The organism is Salinisphaera shabanensis E1L3A, from assembly GCF_000215955.2.
In the GTDB taxonomy this organism is placed as follows: domain Bacteria; phylum Pseudomonadota; class Gammaproteobacteria; order Nevskiales; family Salinisphaeraceae; genus Salinisphaera; species Salinisphaera shabanensis.
The window spans coordinates 238,653-253,453 of sequence record NZ_AFNV02000003.1 but is presented as its reverse complement, the minus strand read 5'-3'; the positions used below and the strand labels follow the sequence as shown (position 1 = coordinate 253,453).

The 14,801-nt window shown below is 62.5% G+C and carries 13 protein-coding genes; 3 read left to right on the top strand and 10 right to left on the bottom strand.

What is annotated here, in order from left to right:
- Positions 1-7: 7 nt before the first annotated feature.
- Positions 8-2,167 (bottom strand): DNA helicase II, encoded by a 2,160-nt coding sequence (gene uvrD, locus SSPSH_RS03010; RefSeq protein ID WP_006914091.1) that lies wholly within the window; start codon positions 2,165-2,167, stop codon positions 8-10.
- A gap of 135 nt (positions 2,168-2,302) precedes the next feature.
- On the opposite strand from uvrD, the gene SSPSH_RS03005 reads away from it, so the two are divergent.
- Positions 2,303-3,070, top strand: a complete 768-nt coding sequence (locus SSPSH_RS03005) for a M48 family metallopeptidase (protein WP_006914092.1) — start codon at positions 2,303-2,305, stop codon at positions 3,068-3,070.
- Positions 3,071-3,262: 192 nt separating this feature from the next.
- Positions 3,263-3,535, top strand: a complete 273-nt coding sequence (locus tag SSPSH_RS03000) for an RNA recognition motif domain-containing protein (protein ID WP_006914093.1) — start codon at positions 3,263-3,265, stop codon at positions 3,533-3,535.
- An 85-nt stretch (positions 3,536-3,620) separates the two neighbouring features.
- On the opposite strand, the gene SSPSH_RS02995 is transcribed toward SSPSH_RS03000, so the two are convergent.
- The 5 genes from SSPSH_RS02995 to SSPSH_RS02975 form a co-directional block, all read right to left on the bottom strand.
- The gene (locus tag SSPSH_RS02995) at positions 3,621-5,465 is read right to left on the bottom strand and encodes an alkaline phosphatase D family protein (RefSeq protein WP_006914094.1); all 1,845 of its coding nucleotides are present in this window, start codon (positions 5,463-5,465) and stop codon (positions 3,621-3,623) included.
- Positions 5,462-6,769, bottom strand: coding sequence for an alkaline phosphatase PhoX (locus SSPSH_RS19140; RefSeq protein ID WP_006914095.1), 1,308 nt, complete (start codon positions 6,767-6,769; stop codon positions 5,462-5,464). Before SSPSH_RS19140 ends, SSPSH_RS02995 begins: the two co-directional genes overlap by 4 nt.
- 195 nt (positions 6,770-6,964) lie before the next feature.
- Positions 6,965-7,150 carry a hypothetical protein gene (locus SSPSH_RS02985; protein ID WP_021031343.1) on the bottom strand — a complete coding sequence of 62 codons (186 nt, stop codon included), beginning with the start codon at positions 7,148-7,150 and terminating at the stop codon, positions 6,965-6,967.
- A 108-nt stretch (positions 7,151-7,258) separates the two neighbouring features.
- Positions 7,259-8,491 carry a hypothetical protein gene (locus SSPSH_RS02980; protein ID WP_006914097.1) on the bottom strand — a complete coding sequence of 411 codons (1,233 nt, stop codon included), beginning with the start codon at positions 8,489-8,491 and terminating at the stop codon, positions 7,259-7,261.
- 3 nt (positions 8,492-8,494) lie between these two features.
- On the bottom strand, positions 8,495-9,505 hold the full coding sequence (locus SSPSH_RS02975; RefSeq protein ID WP_006914098.1) for an ABC transporter ATP-binding protein: 1,011 nt from the start codon (positions 9,503-9,505) through the stop codon (positions 8,495-8,497).
- Positions 9,506-9,561: 56 nt separating this feature from the next.
- Between SSPSH_RS02975 and SSPSH_RS02970 the strand changes: the two genes are divergently transcribed.
- Positions 9,562-10,389 carry an endonuclease/exonuclease/phosphatase family protein gene (locus SSPSH_RS02970; protein ID WP_006914099.1) on the top strand — a complete coding sequence of 276 codons (828 nt, stop codon included), beginning with the start codon at positions 9,562-9,564 and terminating at the stop codon, positions 10,387-10,389.
- A gap of 12 nt (positions 10,390-10,401) precedes the next feature.
- On the opposite strand, the gene SSPSH_RS02965 is transcribed toward SSPSH_RS02970, so the two are convergent.
- From SSPSH_RS02965 to oppB, 4 genes are all read right to left on the bottom strand, one after another.
- Positions 10,402-11,865, bottom strand: coding sequence for a phospholipase D-like domain-containing protein (locus SSPSH_RS02965; RefSeq protein WP_006914100.1), 1,464 nt, complete (start codon positions 11,863-11,865; stop codon positions 10,402-10,404).
- Complete coding sequence (locus tag SSPSH_RS02960; RefSeq protein WP_006914101.1) at positions 11,862-12,680, bottom strand: ATP-binding cassette domain-containing protein; 819 nt, start codon at positions 12,678-12,680, stop codon at positions 11,862-11,864. The genes SSPSH_RS02965 and SSPSH_RS02960 overlap by 4 nt, the downstream gene beginning before the upstream one ends.
- A 231-nt stretch (positions 12,681-12,911) precedes the next feature.
- Complete coding sequence (locus SSPSH_RS02955) at positions 12,912-13,799, bottom strand: ABC transporter permease subunit (RefSeq protein WP_040607319.1); 888 nt, start codon at positions 13,797-13,799, stop codon at positions 12,912-12,914.
- Positions 13,800-13,857: 58 nt separating this feature from the next.
- Positions 13,858-14,772 (bottom strand): oligopeptide ABC transporter permease OppB, encoded by a 915-nt coding sequence (oppB, locus tag SSPSH_RS02950; protein WP_006914103.1) that lies wholly within the window; start codon positions 14,770-14,772, stop codon positions 13,858-13,860.
- Positions 14,773-14,801: the final 29 nt, after the last annotated feature.

Here is a 14,801-nt window from a genome sequence, read left to right as displayed (position 1 = left end):
ATTCAGTTCATGCCGGGTCGAGTTTGGCATAGCCGGCGATCAACCACTTGCTGCCCGCGCCATCGAAATTGACCTGGATACGGGCGCGCGCGCCGTCGCCCTCGAACGCCAGCACCGTGCCCTGCCCGAACTTCTTGTGCGCCACGCGCTGACCCAAAGAAAGCCCGGCCGCGCGCTGTTCGGATTTGGCGATACTGCCCGGCCGGAACACTGGCTGGCTGATACCCGCCTGCGGGCGGACTTCGCGCAGGAAATCACTGGGAATTTCGCGCAGAAAGCGTGACGGCGCGCACAGATTCTCACTGCCGTGCAGACGTCGTACTTCCGCGTGCGAAATATGCAGCTTCTCCATGGCGCGGGTCATGCCGACATAGCATAGGCGACGCTCTTCCTCGAGGCCGTTGTCGTCATCGATCGAGCGCTGATGCGGGAACAGGCCTTCTTCGAGGCCGACCATGAAAACCAGCGGGAACTCGAGGCCCTTGGCCGAATGCAGCGTCATCAGTTGCACTGATTCGTCCCACTCACCGGCCTGGTTTTCACCGGCCTCCAGCGAGGCATAGGCCAGGAACTGGGTGATTTCGTCCATGGTTTCGTCGTCATCCGCCGTATAAGCGCGCGCGGCCGACACCAGCTCATCGAGGTTTTCCTTGCGGCCTTCGGCTTTCTCGTCGCCCCCCTTGCCGTGATGCGCCTTGAGCTCAGTGGCAGAAATGACCGTTTCGGCGATCTCGTGCAAGGCCATGCCTTCGATTTCGGCGTCGAGCGTATCGATAAGCTCGATAAAGGCCATGACCATCTTGCCCGCACGCGCTGGTAGCCCGTTCTCGGCGAGGTCGAATGCGGCCTGCCAGAGACTCATCGCCCCGGCGCGTGCATGGCTACGGATCTTGTCGACCGTGGTGGCACCGATGCCACGCGTCGGCGTATTGACGATACGCTCGAACGCCGCGTCGTCGGCACGCGATTGCAGCAGGCGCATATACGCCAGCGCATCCTTGATTTCGGCACGCTCGAAGAATTTCTGGCCGCCGTAGATGCGATAGGAAATCTCGGCAGCGATCAGGCGTTCTTCGAGTACGCGCGACTGGGCATTGGAGCGATACAGAATCGCGATATCCGAGCGCTTGCCCCCGTCGGCGATCCAGTTCTGGATACGGGTGACGACATGCTGGGCTTCGTCGTACTCGTTGAAGGCCGCATAGATATCGATCGGCTCGCCGTCGGCACCGGCGGTCCACAGCTCCTTGCCCAGGCGCGTGAGGTTATGGCCGATCAGGCCGTTGGCTGCGCCCAGAATCGTGCCGGTGGAGCGATAGTTCTGCTCCAGGCGCACGGTCGCGGTGTCCTTGAAGTCTTCCTCGAACCGCAGGATGTTGTCGACGCGCGCGCCACGCCAGGAATAGATGGACTGATCGTCGTCGCCGACGATGAAGACCTTGCCGCTATCGCCGGCCAGCAAACGAATCCAGGCATATTGCAGCGCGTTCGTATCCTGAAACTCGTCGACGAGGATATGGCTGAAACGACGGCGGTAGTGCGCCAACAGGTCGGCGTTGTCGCGACATGTCTCGAACGCGCGTAGCAGCAGCTCCGGAAAATCGACCAGGCCGGCGGCTTCGCGCGCGTTTTCGTACGCCTGATAGACGCGAATCATCTGGCTGCGCGCATAATCGCCCGTATCGGCCAAATCGCGCGGGCGCTCGGCGGCCTCTTTGCAACTGTTGATGAAGCCCTGCATCTGGCGCGGCGGCCAGCGCTGCTCGTCCATTTCCAGATTCTTGAGCGTACGCCGCACCAGCCGGTACTGGTCGTCCGAATCGATGATCTGAAACGTCTGCGGCAGCTTGGCTTCCTTGTAGTGCAGACGCAGCAGCCGATGGGCGATGCCGTGAAACGTGCCGACCCATAGCGCACGTGCCGGCACGCGCAGCATCGGCTCCAAACGGGCGCGCATTTCGCCCGCGGCCTTGTTGGTGAAGGTCACCGCGAGAATCGATTGCGGGGCCACGCCTTCGACACCGATCAGCCAGGCGATACGATGTATCAATACCCGTGTCTTGCCGGACCCCGCGCCCGCCAGTACGCGCATATGCCCGGGTGGTGCGCCCACCGCTTCGCGCTGGGCTTCGTTAAGAGACTCGAGAATTGTTGATACATCGTCCATGGCGCGCATTGTAACCAATGCACTGTCGGCGCCGGCCGCTATTCATGGACGCGCAAGCTCTTCGCGCTAGAATTAGCACTTGCGAGACACGAGCCACCCCAATCCCGCCCGGGCCGCCTTCGGAGAACGTCGATCATGCGTCGAATCTATGTCGCCTCATTACTGTTGCTGCTTGCCGCCTGCGCAACCTCGCCCACGGGCCGCAACCAGCTCAAGCTTTTTTCCGAAGAAAAGATCGCCGAGATGGGCGTTCAAAGCTATCAACAGATGAAGCAGGAAGAGCCCATCGACAACAGCACCGCCGACAACCGCTACGTGAAGTGCGTGGCCAATGCGATTACGAAAGTGACCGGCGGCGAATGGGAAGTCACCGTCTTCAAGGACGACCAGGTCAATGCGTTTGCCCTGCCCGGCGGCAAGATCGGCGTCTACTCGGGACTGCTCGACGTGGCCAAGAGCGATGATCAGCTGGCCGCGGTCATCGGCCACGAAGTCGGACACGTTCTGGCCGATCACGGTAACGAACGCGTGTCGCAGCAGGCTGCGACCCAGGGTGGCCTGCAAGTGGTTTCGGCCTTTCTTGGTGGTTCGGGCGGCGGCGGCAACCAAGCCGTGATGTCGGCACTTGGCCTGGGCGCACAGGTCGGCATCCTACTGCCGTTTTCGCGCACGCAGGAAAGCGAGGCGGATACGATCGGGCTCGAACTGATGGCCCGGGCAGGCTTCGATCCACGCGAATCTGTTGCACTCTGGCAGAACATGGCGGCCGCCGGGGGTGAGAAACCGGCCGAGTTCATGTCGACCCATCCCTCCAACGAGAGCCGGATCAACAACCTTCAGAGCCACATGAACCAAGCGCTACAGCTTTACCAACAGGCGCCGAACAAGACCAATTGCAGCTAGCGAACCATTTCTTGACGGGTAACGACAGACGCTTGAAATTTTTTTCGTGTTGAGCTATTGCAACCGCCCAAAAATATGTAGACTCGGAAGTCGTTCGGCTTGGCCGTTCTCCGTTGGTCTTAGTTTGGTGTCGTTGACGAGTCCGTACGGTTTTTCAGAAATAATGACACGGTATCGCTAGGATCAGTCGAGATGAATATTTACGTGGGCAATCTGTCGTGGAACACCAATGACGACGAACTCCGTGGCGCTTTCGAAGCGTTCGGTGAAGTATCGTCGGCCAAGGTGATCATGGACCGCGAAACCGGCCGTTCGCGCGGCTTCGGCTTTGTGGAAATGCCAGACGACAACGATGCCAAACAGGCCATCGAAGGCATGAACAACAAGGATCTCGGTGGTCGCACGCTGCGTGTGAACGAAGCGCGTCCGCGTGACGATCGTCCCCGCGGTCCGCGTCGTTTCTAGGCTACGGCTTGAACGATTAGAGAAAAAGCCGCCACTACGGGCGGCTTTTTTTATCCGCGTCTTGTTCGTGGCCAACTGACACCGATCAGGACACCGGCGAAGGTTCGATGACGTCGAGATCGGTGTCGCGGCGTCGATTCCGGGCCGGTGCGCTGCCGATGCTCTGCGCCAGGCCCGCCGTCGCGGTTTCTCCGGTACTGGCGGTGCGCTGTTCTCGCAATCGATTCTCCCCGCTGGCGGTTACGAACGACGTGGCGAAGCGCTCGCTGGCGTCGCGTTCGAGAATGGTATTTACATACCAGAATTCGCCCTGCAACCGTTCGGCGGTGATATCGAGCAACACATAGCCATGGTGGGCCAGATCCACGTATTTCATATGCGGATTGAGTCCCCGCAGCGTATTGCGGATCGGCTGTAGTTCCGGTAGCCCGGACGAGGTGACCGAGGGCGACACGAACTCTACCGCCCGCGAACCTTCACCGGTGATCGCGTTGTAAACCAGCGGGTTGTTCGGATCCTCGCTGACGTCCTGCGCCCAGGAGGTATGGATATCTCCCGACAGCACCACGACATTGTCTAAGCCCTGGATACGAATCTGGTCGATCACCCGACGGCGGGCGGCCGGGTAACCGTCCCACTGATCCACATTGACCGCGATCCCGCCATCGGTCAGCAGAGAAAGCTTGTCGTCGAGCACGGGAAGCAGCTCGAGATCGATCAGATTGGGCAGACCCAGCCGTAGCGGCATGAACATGATCTGCTGGCCGAGCAGTTTCCACTGCGCGACCGATCGGGTGAGTTCGGTGGTGAGCCAGGCCTCCTGTTCGAAGCCCAGCAGCGTACGGCGCTCGTCGTAGATCGTTGAACTGTCGAGCGGGTTCGACGCCTGTTGATCGCGCCCGACCAGGCGCGTGTCCAGCATAATCAGATCGACCAGCTGGCCCCACGCGAAACGCCGATAGATTCGTTCCGGCCGATCGGGCTCGACGGCGCGGATCGGCAGCCACTCGTAGTAAGCCTTGATCGAATTCGCCTTGCGCGCGGACCAGGCGCCCTCGGTGTCCGGCTGGTGATTATCGGCGCCGTTCTTCCAGCTGTCGTTGGTCGATTCGTGATCGTCCCAGACCACGATCATCGGATGTGCGGCGTGTACTGCTTGCAGGTCGGGATCGGTCTTGTAGTGGGCATGCCGGGTTCGATAGTCGGCCAGGGTCACGATCTCGACCGGCGGTTCGGGCGAGCGCCCGGGCACCGCATCATCGCCATACTGGGCGTCACCATACTCGTAGATGTAGTCACCCAGGTGCATCACGAAATCGAGATCGTCACGCCGAGCGATAGCGGCGTAGACGTTGAAATAGCCGTCCGCGTACTGTGAGCAGGAGGTGAACGCGATACGTACACGATCGACCGGCCCCATCGGCGCGGTGCGCGTACGCCCGACCGGCGACGCCATCCCGTTGGCTACAAAGCGATAGAAATAGGTCGTGCCCGGCAGCAGTCCGGTACGATCGATCTTGACCGTATAATCTCGACTCGCATCGGTGAGAAAATCGTCTTCGAAGACGATATCGGAAAATTCACGGTCGCGCGCCACCGTATAACGCCCGCCGATCGGCAGGTCGTCGGTTTTGTTTTGCGGCGTTATTCGGGTCCAGAGTACGACCGCCTCGGGCAGCGGGTCGCCGCTGGCCACACCGTGCTCGAACCGAACCCTCGCCGTGCTGATAGCCGGCAGGCCGGGGTTGGCCGTGCCCCCATCGCTCGTGCCGTCGCCATTATCGCGCCCGCTGCGCAGGTCGACCCTGTCTTCGTCATCGCAAGCCGCCAGCCACGGAGTGATAGCCAGGCTGGAACCTGCAAGCCCTGCCCGCCGCAGAAAACCACGGCGCGATGCCGAATGCCGTACAGGGTCGCGCGGCGGACTCATGTCGAGGCCCGCGGATTGAAGAAGCGCTGGCCGTTAACACCGCGTATTTCGTAGGTGATGCCGAAACCGCCATCGCTATCGGCGCCGTCTACACTGCGGCGACCACGCTGACTGGAAAAATACAGACATCTGCCATCGGGCGAGAAGGCCGGTCCGGTAATCTCGGAATCCGGCTGGTTGACCACTTGGACCAGCGGCAGAATATTGCGGTCGGCGGTAATGGCGACGATCTGCATATCGCCGCCGTCTTCGGCCACTAGAATATCGCCCAGGGGCGAAATAGTGACGTTGTCGACCCCGGTGAGTACCGGATCCTCGAACAGGTCGTCGTCGTAGATGATTTCGACAAAGGCGTCGGCCGTATCATAGGCCCATACGCGGTTGTCGCCCTTGGTAGTAAAGAACACGATTCCGTCGTGATACCAGATGCCCTCGCCGCCGTCGAAAGCGCTCGACTGCTCGACCTGCTGGCGAGTCGGCGTATTGCCTGGAATGATCGTAAACGCGGTATCGAGCACGGCATCGATCAGACCGCCGACCAGCGGCAACTCGCCAAGCTCACCGCCCAGGTTTTCGATTTCGGTGAGCAGGGCGGTGGGCGGATTGGGCTGCGGCACATCGTGCCAGATGATCTGACGGCGGGTCATGGGGTCATCGCCGACGAGTTCGGCGATCTGTAGCGTGCCCGAATCCAGCGACGGATAAGCATCGCAGACGAACCGATAGAAACCGCCCTGTGGATCGTCCTCGGTCATATAGACGATACCGTTGTCGGGGTCGACCGTCGCGGCTTCGTGGTTGAAGGTTCCCAGCGCCGGCCTCTTGTTGGACAGCGGATCAGTCGCGCTCGCCCCGCGCGGGTCGCATTCGTAGACACTGCCCGCCTCATATTCCTCGCAGGTCAGCCACGTGCCCCACGGCGTGGGGCCGCCTGCGCAATTGAGAATCGTACCCGCCTGAATCTGATAGGCATCAACGATCTCGCCGTCGGCATCGAAGCGCAGCGCACCGACGCCGCCAGGCGCGAACTCGCTGTTGGAGACATACACCCAACCGCCATCGTCCATGCGGAAGGTCGCACCACCGTCTGGATAGGTATGCCAGAGATACGGCGAACCGGCGTAGGGTCGCTGTCCGGCCGTGGCGATAATTCGGGAAGCGAAGCCCTGGGGCAAACGCACACCGTTTTCATCGGCCTCGCCGAGCTCGCCAAGGCGACTGATCGGCGAGCCCGCGGCATCGCCGCCGTCCGGCATGCCCGGGCGCACGGTACCGCCGCCAGCCGAGCCCTGCCCCGAGTCCAAGGAAACCGACGAGTTTCCGTCACTACAACCATTGAGCAAGCTACCTGTGACCAGCAATCCGGCGCCGCTTAGACTTTGCAATAATAGCCGCCGGCGTGCCGGGTCGTGGGCACGGGGCGTATACCGTTTGACCATGTGATGTCCCCCAAAACGCAACAGTGCGTTTTCGAAGGCTAGTCCCTGGACATGACCAGACTATGAAAAACGATCTTTTCTTTCAGCGGCACGCCCGTCGAAGCCACGCTGATCAGTATTGAAGAATACGCCGCCCTCACCGCCTGGATTGATGACATGGGTCACATTGGCCGCGCCCACAGGCTTGAGCTGCCCGAACAGCACCTGCTGACCGACCCGCTTCCATAGCGACTGCGACTGCGGCACCCGGACCGCCAACCATTGATGCTGTTCGTCGTTACTGAACGCGCGACTTCCGGCGAAATCGCCGGTGGCGGCTTGAATGCCATCAGCCTGCGCGCGCCTGTTAAGGCGTCATGACCGTGACCGGCGCTCGAATACGGGCGCCGGCAGCGTCAGGCCGGTGGTCGGCAAATGAATCTGGCGCATGGTTACGAACACGAAAAGCAACGGATTGACGTCATACAAGGCGCGCAAGGGCTCTATGACGGCCGGGTCGATAAAGTCTGAGTTGGCAAGCCGGTCGAGGTCGATCGCCCTGGCAACCGCCGAATGCGGATAGCCACTGGCGTAACGCAAGCGTTCGAAAAACTGCGGGTGCTGGAGCAGCGGCGTGAGTACGGTTTCGGCACGCTCGCCGGAAAGCACGCCATCGAGGGCGATACTCAGGCGATCGCGATAGGCTGGTACACGCAGTAGCGCGAACAGCGCCTGCATGACATCCACATCGGGGTCGTTCGAAACATCACCGATCGATACCGTCACCTGCATGCCGGCCTCGAGAGCCGCACGCAACGCGGCAGGATCGATCACACCCGCACGCCCGCGACTGTCGCGCCAACGGCCGACGCGCGTATGCAGGCGCATATTCTGCGTGGCCATCACCGTATAAGCCGCTCTTGCCGGTGTGCCCATGAGGTCGATCTGCTGCGCAACCGGCCACCACGCTACATCGCGTATGCCCGCATCCGCCCAGCGCGCGAGCGCAGAAGCGGCATCGGCACGCGCCGGGTGTACCGAAATCACTGGCAGCAGCTGACCATCGCTACGCTCGGCGAGCGCCACCACATCAGCGTTGGCAACGAACCCGGCGGTGGCCTTCTCATCCAGTTCACCGCCGGGCCTATAGACCGCATCCTGGGCGAACACATACCCGCGATAATCTGCCGGCACAGCGCCGATCTGGCGCAGCAGCCGCGATGCATGGATATCGAAAGCCTGTAGTTCATCAGTCACGCCGGCGGCATGACGCAGAAACTGCCAGTCGAGCCAGGCCCGCGGCGTGGTAGGGGTCGTCACTTCAACGGCCGGCTGTGCCGCCGCGCCCGCTGGACCACGACCAATTCGATTGCCCGGCAACAAGACGATTCGGTGATCGACCACCGACCCGTCGATATCGACGAGGCTATCGGCGATCAACTGTCGGGCCGTATCCGGCAGCAGCCAGTCGGCATCTTCCGGCTGATGAACCCATGCGCCAGCATAGGTATTGAGCAACGTATGCCAGCCGGCAACGCCTGCCACAACGACGAGAGCCACAAACAGGGCCAGCACGCCAAGGCGGTTGAACAGGCGCTCGTAGGTCATCTTTCAGCCGGCCACCGCAACCCGTTCGTCCACCACGGTTTCGGCATGCAGACAGGCGACGCGGGTGCTCTCGCCGAATGCGCGCAGCGCCGGGGTCTGCGCGGCACAATCCGCCTGCGCCCACGGGCAACGGGTACGAAACACGCAGCCTGAGGGCGGATCGGCGGGCGACGGCAGTTCGCCGGGCAAGGCGATACGCCGGCGCGTGCGCTCGATGGTCGGATCCGGCCGTGGTACGGCCGATAACAGCGCGCGCGTATAGGGGTGAGCCGGCGTATCGAACAGCACATCCGAAGACGCGCGCTCCATCACCCGACCGAGATACATCACCATCACCTCGTCGCTGATCTGGCGTACCACGGCCAGATCGTGGGCAATGAACAGGATGGCGATACCGAACTCGGCCTGGAGTTGCTGCAGCAATTCGACGATTTTCGCCTGAATCGAGACATCCAGCGCCGACACCGGCTCGTCGCAGATGAGCACTTTCGGCTCGACCACCAGCGCACGGGCGATCCCGATGCGTTGGCACTGCCCGCCGGAGAATTCGTGCGGATATCGGTTGATCTGGGCCTGCGATAGCCCGACCCGTTCGATCATCGCCGCCACACGACGCGCACGCTCGGCACGATTCAGATCGGGGCGCAGATGGCGCAAGGGCTCGGCCACGATCTGGCCAACGGTCATGCGCGGGTCGAGACTCGCCAGCGGGTCCTGGAAAATCATCTGCACATCGCGGCGCAGTGCCTGCCAGCTCGCAGACCGGTCATGACGTACCGGCTGGCCTTCGAATTCGATCTGGCCGGATGTGACAGGCACCATGCCGGTCAGCGCGCGGGCCAGTGTCGACTTGCCACAGCCGGATTCGCCCACCAGCCCGAGCGTGCGCCCGGGGGCCAGATCGAGGCTCACGCCATCCACGGCCTTGAGCACCCCGGCCGCGCCGCCAAACCAGCCGCCGGCCAGCGGAAAATGCACCTTGAGATCGCCTACCCGCAGCAGCGCTTCGCTCATTAACAAGCCGCCTTCGTAACGCATCGCAAACCCGGTAACGATGGTACGCTGCCCATGTGAATTCGCCCACCGCACCCGGCACCCTGACGCGCCCCAGCCAGAACCGGCCGGGCCTGTCTCTGTTGAGTTTCAACATGCAGGTCGGCGTCGGCACGAAACGCTATCGTGAATACGTCACCCGCGGCTGGCGTCATGTCCTGCCCAGTCAGCAGGTACGCGACAACCTGGATCGTATCGGCGAACTGCTGGTCGGGCACGACATCATCGGGCTGCAGGAAATCGATGCCGGCAGCCGTCGCAGCCAGTATCGCAACCAGATCGAACATCTGGCCGAAGCCGCCGGTTTCGAATACTGGCGGGTTCAGGTCAACCGCGACCTGGGGCGCGTCGCCCAGCACGGACTCGGGCTGATCAGCCGCTACACACCCTTTGCCGTGAGTGAACACAAGCTGCCGGGCCGCCTGCCGGGCCGCGGCGCGCTCATTGCGCGATTCGGTACGCCTGAAAACAATCTTGCCGTGGTGATCACGCATCTCGCGCTCGGCGCGGGCAGTCGTGCACGCCAGCTTGCCGCCATCTGCGACCTCGTGGCCCAGGACCGGCATGTGGTCATCATGGGCGATACCAACTGCACCGCCTCGGCCCTGATCGCCGACCCGGCGCTGGCGGCCAGCGGCCTACGCGTCTACGACCGGCCACTACCTACATTCCCGAGTTGGCGTCCGCGGCGCGGTATCGATCATATCCTCACCTCGCCCAGCCTCGAAATTGACGAAGCGCGGGTGGTCGATTCCGTGCTCTCCGATCATCTGCCCGTGCATATGCGTATCGGTCTGCCGAATACGCTCGCCACGGCGCTGAACGCGAGTCACGCCGAGACCTGACGCGCCGGCGCGTCAGAAATACGACGAAAACAGCCAGAAGAAGGAATCGCGCAGGCGCGCAGGCAAGCGACGCCGGTGCAGATCAACCAGCGAATAGGCCCGGCTTTCCGCGATGGTGTCGCGAATATGTTCGGCGAGGCCGTCCACCCCTTTCGGATCGAAGATCTCCACCGCCAGTTCGAAGTTCAAGCGAAGGCTGCGCGGATCGAGATTGGGCGAGCCGACCAGCGCATAGTCGTCGTCGAGCACCAGCAGCTTGGTATGCGCAAACGGTGGCGGCCGGTAATAGATTTCCACGCCCCGCATCATCAACTCGCCCAGCGCATGCCGCGACGCCCAGGCCACGAACGGCAGATTGTTCTTGGCCGGCAGTACAATCTTGACCTCCAGCCCGCGCAGTGCGGCCGACTGCAACGCCCCCACCAACGCCGGGCCGGGCAGAAAATACGGCGTCATGATCAACACACTGCGCCGCGCGCTGGCAATCGCGGTCTGAATGAGCGTGGCCAGGCGTTCGGTATCGCGCGTGGGCCCGTTCTCGATACTGCGGCATGCGGCATTGCCGGCCGGGGCGATCTCGCCGCGCGATACGCCGGTCTGACGGCCGGTAGCGAATGCCCAGTCGGATAGAAACACCGCCTCGATCTGGCGCACCACCGGCCCCGCAAAACGAAAATGCATATCGGCCACGCCACGACCGGTTTTCACCAGATGTCGATCGCCGATATTCATGCCCCCGGTAAACGCCACGCCGGCGTCCGTGACCAGAATCTTGCGGTGATTGCGCAAATTGATCTGCAGCGATGGCGGGATCAGCCGAGGCGGCAGAAACCGCGCGGCTTTCACGCCCTGTTTGTTCAGCAAACGCACGGCGCGCCGCCCCGGCCAGGCATAGTATTCGCCCACCCCGTCGATAAGCACCCGCACGTCCACACCGCGTTCGGCCGCACGCGCCAGAGCGGCGATAAAACGCTTGCCCGCCCGGTTGGTTTCGAAAATATAGGTGGTGAGATAAACAAACCGCCGTGCTTTTTCGATCGCCTCCAGCATGGGCGGGTAAGCCTGCTCGCCGTCATAAAGCACGTCCACGCCGTTGTCCGCCACCACCGGCCATGCCGAGAGCCGGTCGCCGGCAGCCGCGAGCCCAAGCCGGCGGCGATCGAGTATGGCGCTATAGTCGCGCAGCTCGGCGTTCGCACCGGGCTGATGCGCACCCAGACCATGGCGCGACTGGCGGTCTAGACGCCGTGCTCGTATGCGTACGCGATTGACGCCGAACATGTAATACAGCAATGGACCAATCGGCGGGAACAATATCGACACACCGATCCAGCCGAACGCGCTGCTGGGCGTTTCGCGCGTGAGCAGCGCATGCACGCTGGCCGCAATCGCGCTGCCGGCCAGCAGCAAGACCGTGCCCCAAAGTTTCACAAATGCGATCAGCTGCGGATCGGTCAGATAATCCGGCAGATTCATGAGGACGCACGCGCGAAGTGCGGTGTTTCCAGTTTTGGCACGGCGGCCAACAGGTCGCGCGTGTACGCATGGGCGGGCGCCTCGAAGATAGGATCGATCGCGCCGCGCTCGACCACTTCGCCATGGCGCATCACCAACAGCCGCTCGCACTGGCCGGCCACGACGCCCAGATCGTGCGTAATCAGCAGCAGGGCCACGTTCGTGCGCTGGCGCAGCTCGGCCATGAGATCGAGGATATCGGCCTGTACGGTTACATCGAGTGCCGTGGTGGGTTCGTCTGCAATCAGGATATCCGGCTCACAGGCCAGTGCCATCGCAATCATCACGCGCTGGCGCATGCCGCCGGAAAACTGGTGCGGGTAATAGCGAATACGTCGTGCCGGATCCGGAATCTTCACGGCCTCGAGCATTTCGATCGCGGCCTTCGTCGCGGCCCGTCCGCGCAGCCCGCGATGCCGGGTGATGACTTCCTTGATCTGCGTGGCGATACGCAAATGCGGGTTGAGTGTGGTCATCGGATCCTGAAAGATCATCGCAATGCGCGCGCCGCGAATCCGCTCGAGTACACGCCGCTTCGCGCCGATCAACTCGAGCGCCCCCGTATCCGTTTGCAGCGTTGCGCTACCGGATACACGGGCGTTGTCGGCCAACAACCCCATGAGTGCGAGCACGCTCTGGCTCTTGCCCGAGCCGGATTCGCCCACGATCCCGACCGATTCGCCGGCCGCCAGTCGCAGATCGAGACCACGCACGGCTTCAACCACGCCGTCGGGCGTGTCGAAGCTCACTTTCAGATCGCGGACGTCGAGCAGCATGGCCCCCAGTGTAAGCCACCATAACGGCTAACGAGACAGCGTCTTGTGCTCGGCTATTGCGCACGGCCTGCACGGTATCGCCGGGCCTGCCTGGATCGGCTTGGTTCGAGACCAAATCGCAGGGCGAAACTCATTGTTTACTTAATCAACTGCGCGGCCAGGTATCGGCTTGGGGTTTCGCACTCACGTACGAGTGCGACCAACTCACCGTCCCGCGACTACAAGATCGACTCAACGATCCTTGGGATCCAACGCATCCCGCAACCCATCGCCAATGAAGTTGAAGCAGAACAGCGTGGCAGCCAGAAACACCGCCGGCACGATCAAAAGCCATGGCGCGCGGCCCATCTCATCGGCCCCGTCCTTGATCAAGGCGCCCCAGGAAGTCGCTGGCTCGGCCACACCGAGGCCGAGAAAGCTCAAAAACGATTCGAACAGAATCACCTGCGGGATGGTAAGGGTGATATACACGGCCACCACGCCGAGCAGGTTGGGCACGATATGGCGCGCGATGATCGACACCGCCGGCGCGCCGGACATGCGCGCGGCTTCGATGAACGGCTGCTGTTTGAGTGCGAGCGTCTGCCCGCGCACGATACGCGCCATATCCAGCCAGTTGATCGCGCCGATGGCCACGAATATCAACAGGATATTGCGGCCGAAGAAGACCATCAGCAGGATCACGAAGAACAGAAACGGCATCGCATAGAGAATATCCACGATGCGCATCATCACGCCGTCCACACGCCCGCCGGCATAGCCGGCCGTGGCACCGTAGGCCACGCCGATGATCAGACTCACCAACGTCGCGACGAAACCGATCATCAGCGATATCCGTCCGCCTTCGAGCGCACGCACGAACAGATCGCGTCCGAGCCCGTCGGTGCCCAACCAATGTGCGTCGGCCAGGGTCGGCGCGATCCAGATCGCGCCGTAGTCCTGGGTGAAATAGTTGTGCGGCGACAGCCATGGCCCGACCACCGCCGCGACGACGATGAACCCCAGCACGCCGATCGAGGCCAGTGCGGCCTTGTTCGAGCGCAGCCGGCGCAGCGCATCCGAAAACAGGCTGCGCCCGTGGGCGGCCTGTTCCATGCGTTTTCGGCGCCCGAAAATCATGCGGCGAACTGCCACGCGGGGGCGGGCGAACGACAAGAGCTGTTCTCGATCGGCCGCATCAATAGCTCACTCTCGGATCGAGCCAGCCGTAGAGCAGGTCCACGGCCAGATTGAAGAGCACGATAAGAATGCCGTAGAACAGCACCACGCCCATGACGAGCGTGTAGTCGCGATTGAGCGCGCCCTGGACGAAGAACTGGCCGAGACCGGGAATGCCGAAGATGGTTTCGATGACCACCGAGCCGGTGATGATGCCGGCCGCAGCGGGGCCGAGGAACGACACGATGGGCGTGAGCGCGGCGGGCAGCGCATGGACCCAGACCACGCGCGCCGCCGACAGTCCCTTGGCCCGTGCGGTACGCACATAGTTTGAGCGCATGACTTCAATCGTCGAGCCACGGGCCAAGCGGGCGACATAGGCCATCATGGCCGTGCCAAGCGCGAGCACGGGCATGACATAGTTCTGCCAACTGCCAAGGCCGCCCGCCGGCAGCCAGTCGTTGTAGACCGCGAACAACAGGATCATGAGCGGCGCGAGCACGAAATTGGGTATGGATATGCCCAGCATGGCCACGGTCATCGCGCCATAGTCGGCCGGCTTGTTCTGGCGCAGCGCCGCGAGCATGCCCAGCGGTATGCCGAAGATCAGCGCGAACGCCAGCGATGCGGCCCCCAGCTTGAGCGAAACCGGAAAGCCCTGGGCGATCAGATCGTTGACGCTGGTATCGCGATACTGAAACGAAGGGCCAAAATCGAAATGGGCCACGTCCCAGATATAACGGCCGTACTGCTGATAGAGCGGCTCGTCGAGATGGTATTTGGCTTCGAGGTTGGCCCGTACCTGCGGCGGCAATTCGCGATCGGCATCGAAAGGCCCGCCCGGCGCGGCACGCATCATGACAAACGCCAGCGTGAGCAGGATCAGCAGCGTGGGAATCGCGCCCAGCAGACGCCGTAATGCGTAGGACAGCATGGCTAGGCGTGCCGGATCGGCAGAAGGGT

Excerpts from the sequence above, each read along its gene's own strand:
- uvrD (WP_006914091.1), bottom strand. The coding sequence starts at position 2,167 with ATGGACGATGTATCAACAATTCTCGAGTCTCTTAACGAAGCCCAGCGC.
- SSPSH_RS03005 (WP_006914092.1), top strand. The coding sequence starts at position 2,303 with ATGCGTCGAATCTATGTCGCCTCATTACTGTTGCTGCTTGCCGCCTGC.
- SSPSH_RS03000 (WP_006914093.1), top strand. The coding sequence starts at position 3,263 with ATGAATATTTACGTGGGCAATCTGTCGTGGAACACCAATGACGACGAA.
- SSPSH_RS02995 (WP_006914094.1), bottom strand. The coding sequence starts at position 5,465 with ATGAGTCCGCCGCGCGACCCTGTACGGCATTCGGCATCGCGCCGTGGT.
- SSPSH_RS02980 (WP_006914097.1), bottom strand. The coding sequence starts at position 8,491 with ATGACCTACGAGCGCCTGTTCAACCGCCTTGGCGTGCTGGCCCTGTTT.
- SSPSH_RS02975 (WP_006914098.1), bottom strand. The coding sequence starts at position 9,505 with ATGAGCGAAGCGCTGCTGCGGGTAGGCGATCTCAAGGTGCATTTTCCG.
- SSPSH_RS02965 (WP_006914100.1), bottom strand. The coding sequence starts at position 11,865 with ATGAATCTGCCGGATTATCTGACCGATCCGCAGCTGATCGCATTTGTG.
- SSPSH_RS02960 (WP_006914101.1), bottom strand. The coding sequence starts at position 12,680 with ATGCTGCTCGACGTCCGCGATCTGAAAGTGAGCTTCGACACGCCCGAC.
- SSPSH_RS02955 (WP_040607319.1), bottom strand. The coding sequence starts at position 13,799 with ATGATTTTCGGGCGCCGAAAACGCATGGAACAGGCCGCCCACGGGCGC.
- oppB (WP_006914103.1), bottom strand. The coding sequence starts at position 14,772 with ATGCTGTCCTACGCATTACGGCGTCTGCTGGGCGCGATTCCCACGCTG.